The sequence below is a fragment of the Undibacterium sp. JH2W genome, from assembly GCF_049340425.1.
GTDB lineage: Bacteria > Pseudomonadota > Gammaproteobacteria > Burkholderiales > Burkholderiaceae_D > Undibacterium.
In genome coordinates this window covers 216,601-234,981 of record NZ_JBMPOT010000010.1, presented here as the reverse complement: position 1 = coordinate 234,981, position 18,381 = coordinate 216,601, and the positions used below count along the sequence as shown (strand labels likewise).

Below are 18,381 nucleotides of genomic sequence, written 5' to 3'. Positions count from 1 at the left end.
ATATCCTCCTTGGTGTTTGTACTGCATCTGTGCCATGGTTCTTATTGTGCGCTTCAATCGCTGTCCAAGTCTTCACGTAAAGTTAAACGATTTGTGATACTTTTTTATTCACAAATCCTGCACAATGAAGGCATTCAGCCAGCCGGAGACTATGTGGATACAGCTAAACATATATTGATCGTCGAAGATGACATGCCCATCGCCGACCTGCTGCGCCTGCACATGAAGGACGAGGGTTATCAGGTCACCCATTGCGCTGATGGCAGACAGGGTCTCGCACAATTGTGTGTTGGCAACTGGGACGCCCTCATCCTCGACATCATGCTGCCCGGTGTCGATGGGCTGGAAATCTGCCGCCAGGCGCGCGCCATGGAAAACTATGTTCCGATTATCATCATCAGCGCCCGTTCCAGCGAAGTGCACCGCATCCTGGGTCTGGAACTGGGAGCAGACGATTACCTGCCCAAACCTTTCTCGGTGCTGGAACTGGTAGCCCGCGTCAAGGCCATGCTGCGCCGTGCCGATGCGATGGACAAGAGCCGCCGTACCGAAGCCGGGGATGTAGCCGTAGATGGCGTAGCCTTGTCAGCAGTGACACGCGTTGCCACTGCCGATGGCAAGCTGCTGGACCTGACGCCGCGCGAATTTGACTTGCTCTACTTTTTTGTGCGCCACCCCGGCCAGGTCTATTCACGCCTGGATTTGCTCAACAAGGTCTGGGGTTATGAGCATGAGGGTTATGAGCATACCGTCAATACCCACATCAACCGCCTGCGCGCCAAGATAGAGAGCAACCCGGCTGAGCCTCAGCGCATACTGACGGTGTGGGGCAAGGGCTACCGTTATGCATTGCCGGGAGAGGCGACGTGAAGCTGACCTTGTCCCAGCGCTTGTCGCTGGTATTTTCTGTATTGTTGCTGGCCAGTTGCGGTGTCTCTGCCTGGTTGCAGATACGCGCCAATGACATGCGTGAGATGGAAGTAGTACAAGGCCTGTCACGCGGCCTGGCAGGCAGCATTGCTATCAATGCGCAATTGACGGGCACAGAAGACATGGGGCCAGATTCTGTACGCCGCCTGTTTGACCAGTTAATGACCGTCAATCCCAGTGTAGAAGTTTATCTGCTGGATGAAACCGGCAAGATCATCGGCAATGCGGCACCACCTGGCCGTCTGAAGCGCCAGCAGGTTGACCTGGCACCGGTACGTAAATTCCTGGATGGTCGCATGCTGCCCATACTCGGTGATGATCCTCGCAGCTCCAGTGGGCGCAAGGTATTCAGCGCGGCGGCACTGCGCAGCAACAGACCCGAGACGCATTACATCTATGTGATACTGCAAGGCGAAGAGCATGACCGCTATGTTGCACATGCAGGCATCAATGCGGTATTACGTGTCACCTTGCTCTCCATGGCACTGGTGGCCTTGCTGACACTGGTAGCGGGCTGGGCCGCGCTGCGCTGGGTCACTCGCCCACTGCACAAGCTGGCCGATACCATGCGCCGCTTTGATACCCGGGCTGAACAGCCCGCTATACCGCCACCACCAACGCAGGCAAGCAACCAGCGCGATGAAATCGCCGTGCTGGAAACCAGCTTCGGGCAAATGGCGGCGCGCATCAATGAGCAATGGCATACCCTGAAACAGATGGACCATGACAGGCGCGAAGTGGTGGCAAATATCTCGCACGATCTGCGCACCCCGCTGACTTCCATCCACGGTTACCTGGAAACCCTGGCCGCCAGAGATGCAACGCTGGATGCGGCTGAGCGCCAGCGCTATCTGGCAATTGCACTGGGCCAGAGCCGCAAGGTCGGCCGCCTCGCGCAAGCCCTGTTCGATCTGGCAAAGCTAGAACATGGCGGCGTAGCACCCGAGCCTGAAGTCTTCATGCTGAATGATCTGATACAGGACGTATTTGAAAAGTTTGAACTGCAGGCGCAAACCGGCCAGGTCAGGCTGGCAGCAGAACTGGATGGCAATGCCATGGTGATGGCAGACCTGGGCATGATAGAGCGGGTGCTGACCAATCTCATCGACAATGCCATACGCCACACTCCAGTTGGCGGCACTGTGACTGTCATTATCGACAAACAGCCGCAAACGGTGGCGATTTGCATCCGCGACACTGGCCCCGGCATCCCGGAAAATTTACTGGACCAGCTCTTCAAGCGCCCTTTTGCACTCAGTGGCGGCAGCCATGGTGGCGGGCTCGGACTGCTGATCGTACACCGCATCTTGCAACTGCATCATCGCAGTATAGAATTGCGTAGCGAGCCCGGAGGCGGTGCCTGTTTCTGCTTTGCATTGCCATTGGCAACAACAGCAACAACTTGAGAGATCAACGTAGGGGAATTGTCATGCAAATCATAAGCATCCTGGCCTTTGCCGGCCATAGTGAAGCCGCCATACAATTTTATGTCGAGGCACTAGGTGCAGAAGTCATCACTCTGATGCGCTGGAAAGACAGCCCCGACCCGGCAATGCACACTGTCTCGTCCGATCCGGACAAGATCATGCATGCATCATTCCTCATAGGCGACACCATACTGATGGCAACCGACGGCATACAAACCCTGGCCCAGCCTGACATCAAAGGCGTCACACTGAATCTTGAAGCCAAGGATGATGCAGAAGCCAGGCAATTATTCACCGCCCTCAGCGAGGGCGGGCAAGTGCAGATGCCTTTGGCCAAAACTTTCTGGACATCGCTGTCCGGCATGGTGACAGATCGCTTTGGTGTGTCGTGGATGGTGAATGTGGCTTCGTCTGAAGAATAGTAATACATAATTCGCTGTCAGGCACAAATTTCAAAAAAGTTCGGCTATGGCTTGCGACAATTTCCCCCTGACTCACAGTCATCGGAAACTTATGTGCTGAATTACATGGAGCTGCGATGTACCTCAAGAAGACAGTTAAGCCCAACTTATCTCTGGACTAACCTTGGGTCAGTGTTATAAAACACTTTTCAGTGCATCGATAACTCCTTTGTGAGGCAGGTAGCCAACAATTCCGTGGGCGTTGAAAGTATTGTTATCAACAGTGCCATCGTTATGAATGTTGCTTGCGAAATTTTTCTCATCCAACGATTTGCCAAGTGCAACAAAGTCAGAAGGGTCATAGAAATTTAACCACTGCTCCACAAAAGCTGGTTTGCGCCGAGGCGCGCCAAGTTTTGCCTTGAAAGCTTCCAGGCCAAGAGGTGATCCCATGGTTATGAGAAGTGGAATCTTAACGTCAGCTCTCATTTTTTCCATTTCTCGCAACAGCTTGAAGGCAATGACGGTTCCGAGCGAATGGGTAATCAGCACTTGCGGACTTTTTTGCAAGAGTGGTCGCACGATGTCATCGACTGCCTTCGCTGCCCCCGGCGAATTAAGGTAGCTATGTCCCTGTTTTATAACCCGAAGAAGAATAGAACCTTTCTCCGGAGAAATATGTTCGATCACACGCATCAGCGCGACGAGACGCCTGGCGATGAAGTTGTCCATTGGCACGACATTGCCTTCCACCATCTCCATCGCCGTTTCAATCCCTACTTCGTCGATGCCGCAGTTTCTGACGAATTCCTCCATCACAGCGCAAAGGAACTTCAATTCATCAGCATTACCGACATCAATCACTGTCGATTCTGCCCCCATACCAACTGCTGTCCCGGCATGGCCATTAGCCCAGTTTGCAAGCGTCGTACCGTAATACGCCATTTCGATCGACTGATGATCAAGCAATTCTGGCTGAGCGGCATGAAGGGCCCCAGTCCACGTATTCAGAAGTTCTTCCTTAGTTGACGCCTCTTGACCAATCCCATGAATCATCAGAATGTTCATACGCTTTCCTTCAGATGAAATTTCCTAATCAAAATTTGCGCGCCTTCTTTTTTGAACGAAGAGAACTGCGAGGGCAATAGGAACTTGGCGACATCACTCAGTCCAGCAGCAGTTGCCTTCTCTTCCGGCTCAGGATTCTCCATAAATTGCCATCCTTGGCGAAGCCAAGGCCATAACCCAGCTACTTTCCCCGACGTTCCCATAGTCTCTCTCGTAACCCAGTCCGGTAACTTATCATTTGTTGGTGATTGCAGCCTCGCTGGGACCAATGGTACTTCTGCCTCAATGTGACCTTCTCCCATGTCTTGGGTTGAAAGTAAGCCCATGAATGCCACGTCGAACGGCATAGGCTGATCGTAGTAACAGTAAAAGTAAGCCATACGGCGTATGCTATCTACATCCCCCGTGTAGTCGTACAAATAGCTAGCAATGGCACCAAGCGTTGGATTCACGTGCTTAAATTCTCGCAGGTGAGCAGCAATATGGTCCACCTGGTCAGCAGAAAGCTTACCTTTCTGAAGACTTTCGATCGCGCGGAAAGACTCTCCCCAAATTTCCTCGGATTCCGGAAATTCAGAAACACAGGTCCAACTTATATCGCCACTCTTGTCTCGATTTATTAGTGTGATGAGGCGCCCATAAACTACGGCCGATGCAAACACGTCACTGTCAAATTCGACAAGTATCTGAACTGCGTCACCCATCATGCAATCTACTAAATAGATTCCTCCATCATCATCACTTGACCTTTTTTTGATTAGAGATGTACTCCAGATATTCTTAGGCACGGCACCACTAATAACGAGATTGCAGTTCAGCGGATAATCAAAACGCCGCCAAATTTCTCCGAAGGACCGACGAGCAACTGAATATCTGATATCAAGGTGAGTCGACTGCGGTTCTTCGTGAACTTTATCTTGTACTTGCTTGCATAAAGATGGGGCAGGCCATTTGAGGGAAGGTTGGCCATTTGAATTCCCACCACGCTTGAAATAAACCACATGGTCCCTGGGAGTACCAGTAGCGCATTCGGGAGAGCATTGTAGATCGTATGTTTCACCAATCTCCTTTAATCGCTGCTTCGAGAATAAGGCAAGCGACTCCGGAATCACGAAATCCGTTTGATACTTGTCAAATGCCTCTTCCTTGAGGCCGCACAATCCTTCGAGTAAGACAGTAGAAAAAATACACCTAGACGGGGCATTGTCATCCCCTTTCAGCATGTACGCTTGTTGACCATCGATTACTGCATTGAAACGATCAATAACGGGGGGCACTGGATCGTACGGCCCCCTTGGAAGTACCGGGTCACCGAAAATATCCGCAGTTTCAATATCCGATGGTAGCGAGCGGCAGGCATCGCTGAAAATCGATAAGTTTTTTATTCCATGTCTGTAGAGCTGTCTTTTCAACGCCTCCACAGATATCGCACGCGTTTCCTCGTACCAGTTACTAGTGAGCCAAACGTTCTGTTCCGCTCCAGATCGGAATCCATGTCCCGCAAAGTGCAAAATGAAACATTCCACCTCTTCGTTTTCTGGAAGCATTCCAAGCAGCGTTTCACGGATGCGCGTAATCGTGACGGGTGTTTCGTTTTCATCAGTAATAACTTCCGTAATGAATCCAGAATTTCGAGCCCAATCCCCCATTTCATGAGCTACTGTAATCGCTCCCGGTAAAGGCGAAAGCTGTGATGCTTTTGAAACCCCGATGGTCAGACACAGTTTCATAACTTCCCCTTTGTTGCCAAATTACAGCGCACATTTGATGTGACGCTTTTTCTTTGTGTATGTTCAGCACTAATGCGCGAAACCATCAGCTTTCTTGTAACCAAGAACTTTGTACCCGAATCCTAACTTCTCCAAAATATTTTACTTACATCATTTATCAATGATTATCATATAAGCATGTATTTATACTATTTTTCATTTCTACTGTAAACAAATAAACCCCCTTATCTCATAAGAGATAAGGGGGTTTATTTTTAATGCTTAAAACCTATACGCTAAAACGGAATATCATCATCCATATCCGAGAAATTCGGTGCCGGGCGTGAGGCTGGGGCCTGGCGTTGCTGCTGTGGGGCTGCCTGCTGGCGTGGGGCTGGTGCTCCGCCGCCACCTCCACCACCGTAGCCGCCATCATCCATGCCTGCGCCGCCGCCCATGCCCTGGCGGCTGCCCAGCATTTGCATGCTGTCGGCCTTGATGTCGGTTGCGTATTTCTCTACGCCGTCTTTGTCGGTGTACTTGCGGGTGCGCAGGCTGCCTTCAACGTAGACTTGCGAACCTTTCTTCAGGTATTGACCGGCGATTTCTGCCAGTTTGCCGAAGAAGGTAATACGATGCCATTCTGTCTGTTCTTTCTTTTCACCGCTGGATTTGTCTTTCCAGCTATCGGTGGTTGCCACGGTGATGCTGGTCATTGCATCGCCTGATGGCATGTAACGGGTTTCCGGGTCTCTCCCAAGGTTGCCGACGATAATGACCTTGTTCACTGATGCCATGTAATTCTCCTCATTTTCCTGATACAAATTAATTTATGCCTTGACCACAACCGCAGTTTTGCTGCGCTTGGGGATGTTGGGCATATTGATAGCGATTATAAGCCACGCTGCTGTAAGCACAGAACTAACAACAAAAACTGATGATGGATTGAAACTTTGTTTGAGCCATCCCCCCAGCAAACCGCCGCAGAACAGGCCCAGGGCCTGCAAGGTGTTGTACACACCCAGTGCCGCACCTTTGGCGGCTGGCGGGGCGATGCGCGATACCAGGGATGGCTGGCATGCCTCAAGGATATTGAAGGCAATAAAAAATGCAAACAGCAAGCCTACCAGCATGGCTGGGGATTGCAAGTATTGCCACAGACCAAGCTCAACCACCAGCAAGAGGGCGATTGCGGCAACAAAGACCTGTTTCATCTTGCCAAATTTTTCACCGATGAAAATTGCTGGCAACATGGCGATGAAAGAGGCGAACATCACTGGCAAATAGACTTTCCAGTGTGCAGCAACTGGCAGGTCAGCATATTGCACCAGTGCCGCAGGCACGACGACAAACATGGCCATCTGCGTCAGGTGCAGGGCAAATACGCCGTAATTGAGGCGCATGAGTTCGGTATTTTTCAAGACCACGGACAGGGGTACGGGTTTATGGCGTATGGCGGGTGCTTCTGGCGTGATGAATAAGACAACCACGATACCCACCAGTGACAAGACGCCGGTCATGGCAAAGATGCCACTCATGCCTATGCTTTGATACAGCAAGGGTGCGGCCACCAGTGAAAACGCAAAGGTCAGGCCGATGGAGCCGCCTACCATGGCCATGGCCTTGGTGCGATGTTCTTCTCTGGTGGTATCGGCAATCAGGGCGGTGATGGCGGCTGAGATCGCGCCTGCACCCTGTATGCCACGACCGATGATGACACCAACCACTGTGGTTGCGGATGCGGCAACAAAAGCGCCAATCGCGAATAACAACAAACCGATGACGATAATGCGCTTGCGGCCAAATTTGTCAGAAGCGATGCCAAACGGGATTTGCCCGAACGCCTGACTCAGGCCATACATGCCCATGGCAAGACCAACCAGACTGGCATTATTACCATCAGGCAGGGTTTTGGCATGAATCGCAAATACCGGCAGGATGAGGAACAGACCCAGCATGCGCAAGGCAAAGATGGAAGCAAGGGAGGCGCTGGAGCTGATTTCCTCGCGGCTCATGCCAGCAGGCTCTTGCTCACTCAGGGCGGATGCGTCGGAAGATGTTGCAATAGTCATATTCAAAAAACTCGTCTGATGTGTTTAGTTTGCGCAAAGCAAAGACGAGCCCGCGGTAATTTTCAAAACCCGTTATAGTATCAGGTTGCACGCCTACTTCCTCCAATTCGGCCCAAATTCAGCACAGAGACTATGACGACACGCACAAAAGCAGCAAAAGCGCCCAAACCGGCAGAAATCGAATTTGATGCCAGTGATGTTCAATTGGCACAAAAACGTGAATTGATACGCGTACGCGGCGCCCGTACCCATAACCTGAAAAATATCAGCATAGACTTGCCGCGCAATAAGCTGGTGGTGATCACTGGCCTGTCTGGTTCGGGCAAGTCTTCGCTGGCGTTTGATACCCTGTATGCAGAAGGCCAGCGCCGCTATGTAGAGTCACTGTCAGCCTATGCGCGCCAGTTTTTGCAGTTGATGGAAAAACCGGATGTCGATCTGATCGAGGGTTTGTCACCGGCCATCTCCATAGAGCAAAAAGCCACTTCACATAATCCGCGCTCTACCGTTGGCACGGTCACCGAGATCCATGATTATCTGCGTCTGTTGTATGCACGCGTGGGTACGCCGTATTGCCCGGATCATCCTGAAAACCCGCTGGCTGCACAATCTGTATCGCAAATGGTGGATGCCGTGCTGGCCATGCCGGAAGATACCAAGCTCATGATACTCGCGCCTGTGGTCGCCAATCGCAAGGGTGAGCACATGGATTTGTTTGAACAGATGCAGGCGCAGGGCTTTATACGTTTTCGCGTACAGAGCGGCACGCATGAGGCAAAGATTTATGAAGTCGATAATCTGCCCAAGCTGAAGAAGACCGAGAAGCATACGATAGATGTGGTCATAGACCGCGTCAAGGTCAAGGCAGATATCAAACAGCGCCTGGCAGAATCATTTGAGACTTGCTTGCGCCTGGCGAATGGTCGCGCCCTGATTGTGGATATGGACAGCAATCATGAGCAATTATTCTCGAACAAATTTGCCTGCCCTATTTGCGGTTATTCATTGCAGGAGCTGGAACCGCGTCTGTTCTCTTTCAATAATCCCATGGGGGCCTGCCCTGAATGTGATGGTCTGGGGCATATAGAATTCTTTGATCCTAAACGTATCGTCGCCTTCCCTAATTTGTCATTGGCAAGTGGTGCGGTCAAGGGCTGGGACAGGCGTAATCAATTCTACTTCCAGATGTTGTCCAACCTGGCGGCTTACTATGAATTTGATATTGATACGCCTTACGAGCAATTACCAGAGTCAGCTCAGCAAATCATTTTGTATGGTTCAGGCAAACAGCAAATACCGTTTACCTATATCAATGAAAAAGGTCGTACCGTCATCAAGGAACATAGTTTTGAAGGCGTGGTCACGAACTTGCAACGCCGTTATCGCGAAACTGATTCCATGGCCGTCAAGGAAGAGCTGGCCAAGTTCATCAATGAAAAGCAATGCCCATCTTGCGATGGCGCACGCCTGCGTATAGAAGCGCGTTATGTCAAGGTCGGTACAGGCAAACAGGAGAAGGCGATTTACGATATCAGCGCCATGCCTTTGCGCGAAACCCTGCATTTCTTCGAACACCTGAAGCTGACCGGTTCCAAGCGCGATATCGCTGACCGCATCATCAAGGAAATCACAGCGCGCCTGACTTTCCTGAATAACGTCGGCCTCGATTATCTGTCGCTGGAACGCAGTGCCGATACCCTCTCTGGTGGCGAGGCCCAGCGTATACGCCTGGCATCGCAAATTGGTTCTGGCCTGACTGGCGTCATGTACGTACTCGATGAACCGTCTATCGGCCTCCATCAGCGTGACAATGACAGACTCATCGACACGCTCAAGCATTTGCGCGATATCGGTAATAGTGTGCTGGTGGTAGAACATGATGAAGATGCCATACGTTGCGCCGACTTTGTGGTCGATATGGGTATAGGTGCAGGTGTACATGGTGGTGAAATTATCGCCCAGGGTACGCTGGCAGATATCATGGGCAACAAGCGTTCGCTGACTGCGCAATACCTGAGTGGTGCGCTGGAAATTGCAGTCCCCAAAAAACGTACCAAGGCTGACCCTGCCAAGCAATTGCTGATTGCTGGTGCGCGTGGCAATAACCTGAAAAAAGTCTCGATGAAATTGCCGGTGGGCTTGCTGACTTGCGTGACGGGTGTATCCGGCTCAGGCAAATCCACGCTGGTGAATGACACGCTCTATCATGTCGCTGCGCGTCACCTGTATGGTTCACAAACCGAGCCAGCAACATTTGACCATGTCACTGGCCTTGAGCATTTTGACAAAGTGATTTCTGTCGACCAGGCACCGATAGGTCGTACCCCACGTTCCAACCCCGCGACGTACACTGGCTTGTTCACGCCTATACGTGACTTGTTTGCTACCGTGCCAACTGCAAAAGAACGGGGCTATAGCGCAGGCCGTTTCTCTTTCAACGTCAAGGGTGGCCGTTGTGAAGCTTGCCAGGGCGATGGCGTCATCAAGGTGGAGATGCATTTCTTGCCTGACGTGTATGTGCCTTGCGATGTCTGCCATGGCAAGCGTTATAACCGTGAAACCCTGGAAGTGCATTACAAGGGCAAGAACATCAATGAAGTGCTGGGCATGACGGTGGAAGATGCCCATGAATTCTTCAAGGTCGTGCCTATCATCGCGCGCAAACTGCAAACCCTGCTGGATGTGGGCCTGGGTTACATACGCCTGGGGCAAAGTGCGACTACCCTCTCGGGTGGTGAAGCGCAACGCGTCAAGCTGTCGCTGGAATTATCCAAGCGTGATACTGGCCGCACCCTGTACATCCTCGATGAACCGACCACTGGCCTGCACTTCCATGATATCGCTTTGTTGTTGAAGGTGATACACAGGCTGCGTGACCAAGGTAATACCGTGGTCATCATTGAGCATAATCTGGATGTCATCAAGACGGCTGACTGGCTCATTGATCTTGGCCCTGAAGGTGGTGCTGGCGGCGGCAAGATTATCGCGACAGGTACGCCGGAAGAAGTGGCGGATAATCCTGAGAGTGTGACGGGTAAATATTTGTTGCCGTTGTTGAAAAAATCCAAATAAGTTTTTGACATGCATTTGTAGCGCTGTTCCTGTGATGGGGACAGCGCTTTTTTATTTGGCCAGCCGTGTCCGCAAATGAACAATTGAACTTGTCCATTTTCGGACAATGTCACAAAAAATATACTGTAGATACTGGTTTTCAGGGGCACAAACATGACATCTCTCCCTGGCATGGGCTTTGCAATAGGCATGGCGAGACAGCAAAAAAATCCAGAGATGAACAAGCCAAATGTACGCCCTGCCATCACCGGTGTGGCGATGGACAAAGTGATACCCAGAAAGTGCGGCCAGCGCTGGCTACAGGCTTGCTTTGCACTATTACTGCTAGTCGGTTTAGCCACTCTGGCCTGGTATATGCTGCCGCAAGGCTTGCTGGTGTCAGCAACTGAGCTGCGTATTGCCAGTGTAGAGCAAGGGATATATCTGGATGACCTGATGTTGCGTGCTACCGCAGAACCGCTCAATTCTGTGGTGCTCGATACTGTTGAATCTGGTCGTGTGGAAGAAGTGTTTGCCCAGGATGGCAGCATGGTCAAACAGGGGCAATTATTGTTCCGCCTGTCCAATCCCCAGCGCAACCTGGAATTGCTGGCACGCCAGGCAGAACATACGCAACAGATATCCAATCTCGCGAATTTGCGTGTGAACTTCCAGTTGGGTAATACCGATCACCAGCGCCGTTTGTCAGCACTGGAATTTGAACTGGCGCAAACAAAAAAGCAACATGCCAGAAATGAAAAACTGGCAGAACAAAGTTTTATCTCTTTGGTGGCACTAGAAGAATCAGCAGATAAACTGGCACGTGCGCAATTTGCTGTCGATGAAGAAAAGACCAGTCGCGATGCAGAACTGAAAGTGAAGCATGATGCGCAATTGCAGATGGAAAATGGCATCCGGGGCTTGCAGTCAGGCTTGCAACTGGTGAATGCGACGGTGGCAGCACTGGCAGTGCGCGCGCCAGTGGCAGGCAGGTTGACAGACTTTCATTTGCAAGTCGGCGAAACCATGATAGCGGGAAAACGCATAGGCCGCATTGATGACCCCAGGTTGGTAAAACTGGGGGCGCAGATCGATGAATATTATTTGAACCGCATTGCCAGTGGACGAAGTGGAGTCGCACATCTGGGTGATAAAACCCTGACCATCGTGGTAGGCAAGGTCTTTCCGCAAATCAAGGACGGTCGCTTCAAGGTAGAACTGGAGTTTGCGCAAGGACAGGATTATGCGATCAGCCCTGGGCAAAGCCTGGAAGCCAATATCACTTTGGGTGAGCCGGGGCAAGCCATGTTGCTTCCCAATACCAGCTTTATCACTGACACCGGCGGCAACTGGGTATTTGTTCTCAAACCCGATGGGACACAAGCCCTAAGGCGTGAAATAAAAATCGGCAGACGCAATAATCGCCAGATAGAAGTCTTGTCAGGTCTGGCAAAAGGAGACAAAGTGATCGTATCGGGCTATGCCAATTTTCTTAACGCAAAACGCTTACAGATTAATAATTAAAACGGGAGACATAAGATGATAAAACTCAAAGCTGTCAGCAAAATCCATATCACAGGCGAAGTGCAAACCACGGCACTGGACCAGATAGACCTGGATATTGATGCGGGTGAATATGTGGCCATCACCGGGCCATCTGGCTGCGGCAAATCCACCTTGCTGGGCTTGCTGGGCCTGTTGGATATACCTACCCATGGAAGCTATGTATTTGAAGGCCAGGACATCTCCAACTGGAGTGAAAACAAACTCAATCAATTGCGTCGTGGCCGTATAGGTTTCATCTTCCAGAGCTTTAATCTGATAGAAGAATTGACTGTGGCCGAGAACGTGGAACTGGCACTGGAATATACCGCCACCCCGACAAAAGAAAGACGCGCGCGTGTTGCTGCCATGCTGGAAAAACTGGGCATCAGCCACAGGGCCAATCACCGGCCCTCACAACTGTCTGGCGGCCAGCAGCAACGCGTTGCCATTGCCCGCGCCCTGATCGCCAATCCTGCAGTCTTGCTGGCTGACGAACCTACTGGCAACCTGGACAGTGCCCATGGTGATGAAGTCATGCGTTTGCTGCGCACCATCAATGCAGAAGGTACGACCGTGGTCATGGTCACGCATTCGCCTTCGCATGCGGCACAGGCTTCACGCACCCTGCACTTGCTTGATGGCCGCATCGTGGTCGATGCCCTGCAAGCTGCCTGAGCGGGAGATCAAGATGAAAATAAGAGATTTCCGCATAGGCTGGCGCGTGCTGGCGCAAGAACCAGGATATTCAGCTACCAGCATTGTGATACTGGGCATAGGTATGGCTTTTTGCCTGCTGATGCTGGGCTTTGTGCGTTATGCCTATGAATATGATAGCCAGATCCCGCATGCCGACGAAGTATATGTCATCAAGCACAAATACAATGTCGATCCGGCAGAAGCCAGGTTTGACCAGGCCCCCGCCCTGTTGCGCCTGCCTGGCAAGAAGATCCCTGGTGTCATTGATATCAGCGGTTATTTTCAAAAACCGGAAGCCACTATTCGCATAGCTGACAATCTCAGCAAGCTCAAGATTCTTCCCACCTTGCCAGGCTTTGCAGAAATGCTGGGCTTGCAGGCAATTGACGGAGATCTCAAGTTAGCACTGGAACGCCCTGAAAATCTGGCAATGACCGAAAGTGCTGCCAGAAAAATATTTGGACTATCTCCCGCGCTTGGTCAATCCATAAAAATTGCGGAAAAAAGTCTGCGCGTAGCTGCCATCTTGCGTGACCCGGCAGACAATACCACGATACCCTTTGCCGCCCTGGTTGGCATCAATTCTGTACTGATACCTGATGATGCACGCGCCGAGGCATTGACGGGTGCCGATGGCGCAAATGCCAAACTGTTCATACGCATACAGCGAGGCAGTTCACTGACTGCGATCACTGCCGCCCTGCAAGATATCGTCGATCATGCTGGCAGCGTGCAAAACAATATGCTGCCCGATGCCAAGGCGCGCCTGGGTACACGCAAGGCCATGGATCTCAGTCTCCTGCCTTTGCGGGATGCCTATTTTGACCAGGAAATCGCAAAGAATCCCATTACCATGCCTGGCGATCGTGGCGATCCAGCCATCATCAAAGGCTTGACTGCCATCGCCATCCTGATCCTGGTGCTGGCTGCCATCAATTATGTCAATCTGGCGACCGTGCGTACTCTGCGCAGGCAACGCGAGATAGGCATGCGCAAGGTGCTCGGTGCCAGCATTCCCCAAATCATCCTGCAATTCCTGGCTGAATCTTTATTGGTCTCCATGCTGGCAACCGGGCTGGGTTTATTGCTGGCTTACCTGGCCTTGCCACTGTTTGCAGAATTAATGAACCGCAAGCTTGATAGCATAGTCTCCTGTGCCAATATTGCTGCCGCCATAGGCTTAGGCATGTTTCTGGCTGTGTTGACAGCCATCTACCCCGCCTGGATTGCCATTCGCACCCGCCCTACCCAGGTATTGGCAGGCCGCCCGGATAGCGAATCGACGCAAGGCAGGCAATTGCGCAGGCTGATGACAGTCTTGCAGATCGCTACTGCCATGGGTCTGGCCAGTGTCACCCTGGCGATTGCCTGGCAAGCTGAATTTGCGATTAAAGCTTCACCTGGTTTTGACGCAGCGCCACTACTGGTCGTCGATTTGCCCGAGCCTGCCAGTGAAAGCAAGAATGCCCTGGGCCTGATGGCTGCGCTATCAAAAAATCCAGGGGTTGCCAGCATGGCGATTTCCACCGATGCAATAGGGCGCTATATCAATCCCTGGCTGATGGATGTCAAACTACCGGGTGGCGCATCTATCGCCCCCGACATGAAATCTGTCAGTGTCAATTTTTTTAATACCTACCAGATCAAGCCTGTCGCAGGACGTTTGTTCGATGCCAAACTGGACAAGGAAGGCGATGCCGAACCCATGGTATTGAATGCAGTGGCAGCACGCCAGTTGGGCTTTGCCTCTCCAGAAGCAGCGCTAGGAAAAGTCCTGGTGTATACGCAATTCGACGGCAAGCAGGCCAGCAAGCGCATCATAGGCATAGCCCCGGAATTGCGCTTCCATTCCCTGCATGAAGCACCACGTGCCATTGCTTATGAACTCTGGGTCGCAGGCACAGCACTCAGCATACGCAGCCGTGATTCAGTTGCAGCAACGGCCAGCACCCTGCAAAGCCTGTGGCCGGTCTACTTCCCTGGCAAACTGCTGGAAATGCATAGCGCCCAGCAAATTCTCGATGCCAATTATGAAGAGGACCAAAGACTGAGTCGTTTACTCTCCATCTCCACCCTCATCGCTCTCGCCATCGCTGCATTTGGCACTTATGCCTTGTCAGCTTATACCGTACAAAGAAGAGAAAAAGAAATCGCCCTGCGCAAGCTCTATGGCGCCGAAAAACGCCATATCGCTACACTGGTGATGCGAGAGATAGGCTTACTGACTTTACTGTCTGCCGCCATCGCCCTGCCGGTCGCTGGCATCACCATAGAACGCTACCTGGCCAGCTATATAGAACGCGCACCCATCGCCTGGTGGACCCTGGCATTCTCCCTGCTCTGGTCCGGTCTCATCGCCTTCATCGCCGTCGCCCTGCAAGCAAGAAAGGCAAGCCGCCAGCGGCTTGCGCTGTCCTTGCATGCCTGATTAAAGTCCGTGCCTTTCGGATCTAAGTTCGTGAGACATGGAAAAAACAGACCTACCCAACCCTCTTTGTCCCGTGCACCCAAAACTGCGTGTTCTTTGAATATGCAGGCACGGGAGTTTTTTTGAACAGGCCGTTCAATTATTCGCTGATAAAAATATGAATAAAGGTCGTGTTGCCTTTGCCTTTGCCTTTGCCTTTGCCTTTGCTTTTGCTTTTGCTTTTGCTTTTCCGCAGTCCCCATGTGTCGACGCCGTTTGTGCAGTACAGAAAATGGAAAAAGAAGGACCGCTGTCTGAGCCGCAGGCGAGTTTCGGGCCTTCCCATTTTTTGTACTGCACAAACGGGAACCCCCTTTAGGGGGCGACGATGCCTGGGTCGCCTTTTTGGCACAACTTTTTGGCGAAGCAAAAAGGTGTGTAGCCGCCGGTCTACCACCGGCCAGCGATCGGAAATTATGTGCACAGGTTCTTAAAAACAGATACGCAAAATAATAAAAATCTGAAATTAATGCACTTCACGATATGCCACGACCGCCGCTGGAGCGCCAGCCCGGTGGATTCCTGCCAAAAACACGCAGGAATGACATTAATAAGATTGCTCGGGATTGAGCGCCGAGCATATACGTGAAATGACAGGCAAGCAACAGCCCCCAATGCTCTTCTCACGACCCCGCTTTCGCTTTAATACCTTAGCGCATTGAGCTTAGTTATAATACCCCTCATTCCCACAGGACAGCAGTCCTGCAATAACAAGATACCAACTTAGCAATGACCATACGCCTGATCGTCGGCCTGGGTAACCCCGGCCCTGAATATGAACAAACCCGCCACAATGCCGGCTTCTGGCTGGTGGACCAATTGCCAGCCAGCCTGCAAAGAGACAAGAACTTCAATGCCCTGGTGGGCAAGACTCGCATTGCCAATCAAGAGGTATGGCTGCTGGAGCCGCAAACTTTCATGAACCGTTCCGGGCAGTCGGTAGGTGCTATCTGCCGCTTCTACAAGATCACGCCTGACCAGGTGCTGGTGGTGCATGATGAACTGGATATCATGCCTGGTATTGCCAAGCTCAAACTGGGTGGCTCATCTGGCGGGCATAATGGCCTGAAAGATATTACGGCAGCCCTGGGCACCCAGGATTACTGGCGTTTGCGCATAGGCATAGGCCACCCGCGTAGCCTGAATTTGACGCAGGGTGTGGCCGACTTTGTCTTGCACAGGCCACGCAAGGAAGAACAGGGGCCGATAGATGAAGCCATCGCCAATAGCCTGGCCGTGTTACCCTTGCTGGTTGAAGGTAAATTTCCTGAAGCGATGATGCAGCTCCATACGACAAAATGAGTTCAGCCATACAAATCCATGCCGGTCGCAAAGCCTACGCGCATCTGCGTGAGCATGGCTTGCGTGCGCAGGACGTTGCCATTATTCCGGCAGCGGCTGGCGGCCCCAAGGGTTTGATATTGCAGGCTTTGGATCAATGGCTATTTGGTACATGGTTACCAACAGCACCGCGTGAACGCACGCTGATCGGTGCGTCTATCGGTGCCTGGCGCATGGCAGCAGCCAGCCATGCTGATCCGGTGGCGGCTTTCCAGCGCCTGGGTGATTTGTATTGCGAACAGCGTTATCCTGAAAAACCTTCTGCTCAGTATGTAACGCGGGAAATCCAGAATCTCTTGCATGACTTCATCGGTGGACATGAAGCAGAAATCGTCAACCAGCCTTTGCACAGGTTGCATTTACTGGCCGTGCGTGGCCGCGGTTTGTTGAGCGCACCCAGATCGGTGAACAAAGCCAAGGCTGGCTTTGTGGCGGCGACCTTTGCCAACCTGGCTTCGCGCTCACAACTGGCCAGGCATATGGACCGCGTGATTGTAGGCGATACGCGCGACCCGCTATTCTGGCTGAAAGCCAAGTTCGATGGTTTTGATACGCATTTCTGCCCGCTGAAAACAGATAACCTGGGCTGGTCGCTACTGGCATCCGGCACCTTGCCGCTGATCATGGAGCCAGTCGCGCATATCCCGCATGCGCCAGCTGGCACTTACTGGGATGGTGGCATCATCGATTATCACCTGGCCCTGCCTTATTCCCGCGTGGCAGGCAGCAAGGATGGCGACCTGGTGCTCTACCCGCATTTTACCGATCACATCGTGCCCGGCTGGCTGGATAAACCCTTGCCCTGGCGCAGGGCTGGCATGGGTGCCAATCGCCAATGGCTGGATAATGTGATCATGGTGTCACCGTCGCCGTCTTTCCTGAAGAGGCTGACGCGTAGCAAGCTGCCAGACCGCAAGGACTTTTTCTATTACGGCACGAACCATGATTTCCGCATCCAGAACTGGAAACTGGCGATCAGCGAAAGCGCACGCATGCGGGATGACTTTGCAGCCTTTGTCGATAAGCCAAATCTGGACCTGGTACAGGCCTTGAATTTCTAATTTGACTGAGATTGCATTTGCCCGCGCTGCGCAGTGACATACTGTCTAAGCTCGGGGAAAAATTCCTGAAAACCTTTGCTTAATGCATCGTAGTTGCTTTGCAAATCATCCAGACCTGCACGCAACAAATCACCATTCTTTGACAGTCTTTGCGAAGTGCGTTCTACCGCGATTCTGACACCGTCAAATTCATGATAAGACCCCAGCCAGTCCTGACTCAGCATACGCGGCAAGGCGGCCTGCAGGTTGTCGGGCAAGATTATTTTTGACTGCGCTTGCAAGGCGGCATAAAAGCCTTGTATCAGTTCCTGGCGTGGAGCAGGGCTGTCTTGTGGCCAATGCTGGCTCAGCACATGGTCATAAAAAATATCAAGCAAAATGCCGGAATAGCGGCGGTGCTGATCCTGGAATAAGGCTTTGGCCTGCAAGACGATGGGGTGGCTGTCGGTATAGCTATCGACCAGCCTGTGCATCTGGATATCGGCCTGGATCTCAGGGTGATAAAGCACGGTGTCTTTCAGTTTGACAAAGTCACCGAGCAAGGCACCCAGCATGGCGTGATCGCTATGCTGGGCCAGGTAAATGTGGGCGAGATAATTCATAGATGAGGCCA

At 51.9% G+C, this 18,381-nt stretch carries 15 protein-coding genes; 10 read left to right on the top strand and 5 right to left on the bottom strand.

Translation table 11 applies throughout. The annotated features are described in order from the left end of the window. The first annotated feature begins 153 nt into the window (after window positions 1–153). From ACO0LC_RS17070 to ACO0LC_RS17060, 3 genes are read left to right on the top strand one after another with little or no spacing between them, the layout of a single operon-like run. Window positions 154–870 carry a response regulator transcription factor gene (locus ACO0LC_RS17070; protein ID WP_423005191.1) on the top strand — a complete coding sequence of 239 codons (717 nt, stop codon included), beginning with the start codon at window positions 154–156 and terminating at the stop codon, window positions 868–870. Beyond that, window positions 867–2,336 (top strand): HAMP domain-containing sensor histidine kinase, encoded by a 1,470-nt coding sequence (locus ACO0LC_RS17065; RefSeq protein ID WP_423005189.1) that lies wholly within the window; start codon window positions 867–869, stop codon window positions 2,334–2,336. The genes ACO0LC_RS17070 and ACO0LC_RS17065 overlap by 4 nt, the downstream gene beginning before the upstream one ends. Before the next feature lie 23 nt (window positions 2,337–2,359). Next, window positions 2,360–2,779, top strand: coding sequence for a VOC family protein (locus ACO0LC_RS17060; RefSeq protein WP_423005187.1), 420 nt, complete (start codon window positions 2,360–2,362; stop codon window positions 2,777–2,779). 174 nt (window positions 2,780–2,953) lie between these two features. On the opposite strand, the gene ACO0LC_RS17055 is transcribed toward ACO0LC_RS17060, so the two are convergent. From ACO0LC_RS17055 to ACO0LC_RS17040, 4 genes are all read right to left on the bottom strand, one after another. Continuing rightward, complete coding sequence (locus tag ACO0LC_RS17055; RefSeq protein ID WP_423005185.1) at window positions 2,954–3,826, bottom strand: hypothetical protein; 873 nt, start codon at window positions 3,824–3,826, stop codon at window positions 2,954–2,956. Then, entirely contained in the window at window positions 3,823–5,556 is a 1,734-nt protein-coding gene (locus tag ACO0LC_RS17050; protein WP_423005183.1) for a caspase family protein, read from the bottom strand. Before ACO0LC_RS17050 ends, ACO0LC_RS17055 begins: the two co-directional genes overlap by 4 nt. A gap of 275 nt (window positions 5,557–5,831) precedes the next feature. Further along, complete coding sequence (ssb, locus tag ACO0LC_RS17045; protein WP_423005181.1) at window positions 5,832–6,332, bottom strand: single-stranded DNA-binding protein; 501 nt, start codon at window positions 6,330–6,332, stop codon at window positions 5,832–5,834. A 33-nt stretch (window positions 6,333–6,365) separates the two neighbouring features. Further along, window positions 6,366–7,550, bottom strand: coding sequence for an MFS transporter (locus ACO0LC_RS17040; protein WP_423005280.1), 1,185 nt, complete (start codon window positions 7,548–7,550; stop codon window positions 6,366–6,368). Between the two features lie 189 nt (window positions 7,551–7,739). Between ACO0LC_RS17040 and uvrA the strand changes: the two genes are divergently transcribed. The 7 genes from uvrA to ACO0LC_RS17005 all read left to right on the top strand — a co-directional run bounded on the left by uvrA (window position 7,740) and on the right by ACO0LC_RS17005 (window position 17,768). Further along, the gene (gene uvrA, locus ACO0LC_RS17035; protein ID WP_423005179.1) at window positions 7,740–10,679 is read left to right on the top strand and encodes an excinuclease ABC subunit UvrA; all 2,940 of its coding nucleotides are present in this window, start codon (window positions 7,740–7,742) and stop codon (window positions 10,677–10,679) included. 153 nt (window positions 10,680–10,832) lie between these two features. After that, a complete protein-coding gene (locus tag ACO0LC_RS17030; RefSeq protein WP_423005177.1) occupies window positions 10,833–12,182 on the top strand; it encodes an efflux RND transporter periplasmic adaptor subunit in 1,350 nt (449 codons plus the stop codon). A gap of 15 nt (window positions 12,183–12,197) precedes the next feature. Further along, window positions 12,198–12,878: an ABC transporter ATP-binding protein gene (locus ACO0LC_RS17025; protein WP_423005175.1), complete on the top strand. Its 681-nt coding sequence runs from the start codon at window positions 12,198–12,200 to the stop codon at window positions 12,876–12,878. Between the two features lie 13 nt (window positions 12,879–12,891). Further along, window positions 12,892–15,327 carry an FtsX-like permease family protein gene (locus ACO0LC_RS17020; RefSeq protein WP_423005173.1) on the top strand — a complete coding sequence of 812 codons (2,436 nt, stop codon included), beginning with the start codon at window positions 12,892–12,894 and terminating at the stop codon, window positions 15,325–15,327. A gap of 157 nt (window positions 15,328–15,484) precedes the next feature. Continuing rightward, window positions 15,485–15,685, top strand: coding sequence for a hypothetical protein (locus ACO0LC_RS17015; protein ID WP_423005171.1), 201 nt, complete (start codon window positions 15,485–15,487; stop codon window positions 15,683–15,685). A 410-nt stretch (window positions 15,686–16,095) separates the two neighbouring features. Beyond that, window positions 16,096–16,668 carry an aminoacyl-tRNA hydrolase gene (pth, locus tag ACO0LC_RS17010; RefSeq protein WP_162043524.1) on the top strand — a complete coding sequence of 191 codons (573 nt, stop codon included), beginning with the start codon at window positions 16,096–16,098 and terminating at the stop codon, window positions 16,666–16,668. After that, complete coding sequence (locus tag ACO0LC_RS17005) at window positions 16,665–17,768, top strand: patatin-like phospholipase family protein (protein ID WP_423005169.1); 1,104 nt, start codon at window positions 16,665–16,667, stop codon at window positions 17,766–17,768. The genes pth and ACO0LC_RS17005 overlap by 4 nt, the downstream gene beginning before the upstream one ends. Here the strand turns inward: ACO0LC_RS17005 and ACO0LC_RS17000 are convergent. Next, complete coding sequence (locus tag ACO0LC_RS17000) at window positions 17,765–18,370, bottom strand: ACP phosphodiesterase (protein WP_423005167.1); 606 nt, start codon at window positions 18,368–18,370, stop codon at window positions 17,765–17,767. The genes ACO0LC_RS17005 and ACO0LC_RS17000 overlap by 4 nt on opposite strands. Window positions 18,371–18,381 lie beyond the last annotated feature (11 nt).

Excerpts from the sequence above, each read along its gene's own strand:
- ACO0LC_RS17060 (WP_423005187.1), top strand. The coding sequence starts at position 2,360 with ATGCAAATCATAAGCATCCTGGCCTTTGCCGGCCATAGTGAAGCCGCC.
- ACO0LC_RS17055 (WP_423005185.1), bottom strand. The coding sequence starts at position 3,826 with ATGAACATTCTGATGATTCATGGGATTGGTCAAGAGGCGTCAACTAAG.
- ACO0LC_RS17050 (WP_423005183.1), bottom strand. The coding sequence starts at position 5,556 with ATGAAACTGTGTCTGACCATCGGGGTTTCAAAAGCATCACAGCTTTCG.
- ssb (WP_423005181.1), bottom strand. The coding sequence starts at position 6,332 with ATGGCATCAGTGAACAAGGTCATTATCGTCGGCAACCTTGGGAGAGAC.
- ACO0LC_RS17040 (WP_423005280.1), bottom strand. The coding sequence starts at position 7,550 with ATGAGCCGCGAGGAAATCAGCTCCAGCGCCTCCCTTGCTTCCATCTTT.
- uvrA (WP_423005179.1), top strand. The coding sequence starts at position 7,740 with ATGACGACACGCACAAAAGCAGCAAAAGCGCCCAAACCGGCAGAAATC.
- ACO0LC_RS17030 (WP_423005177.1), top strand. The coding sequence starts at position 10,833 with ATGACATCTCTCCCTGGCATGGGCTTTGCAATAGGCATGGCGAGACAG.
- ACO0LC_RS17025 (WP_423005175.1), top strand. The coding sequence starts at position 12,198 with ATGATAAAACTCAAAGCTGTCAGCAAAATCCATATCACAGGCGAAGTG.
- ACO0LC_RS17020 (WP_423005173.1), top strand. The coding sequence starts at position 12,892 with ATGAAAATAAGAGATTTCCGCATAGGCTGGCGCGTGCTGGCGCAAGAA.
- ACO0LC_RS17015 (WP_423005171.1), top strand. The coding sequence starts at position 15,485 with ATGAATAAAGGTCGTGTTGCCTTTGCCTTTGCCTTTGCCTTTGCCTTT.
- pth (WP_162043524.1), top strand. The coding sequence starts at position 16,096 with ATGACCATACGCCTGATCGTCGGCCTGGGTAACCCCGGCCCTGAATAT.
- ACO0LC_RS17005 (WP_423005169.1), top strand. The coding sequence starts at position 16,665 with ATGAGTTCAGCCATACAAATCCATGCCGGTCGCAAAGCCTACGCGCAT.
- ACO0LC_RS17000 (WP_423005167.1), bottom strand. The coding sequence starts at position 18,370 with ATGAATTATCTCGCCCACATTTACCTGGCCCAGCATAGCGATCACGCC.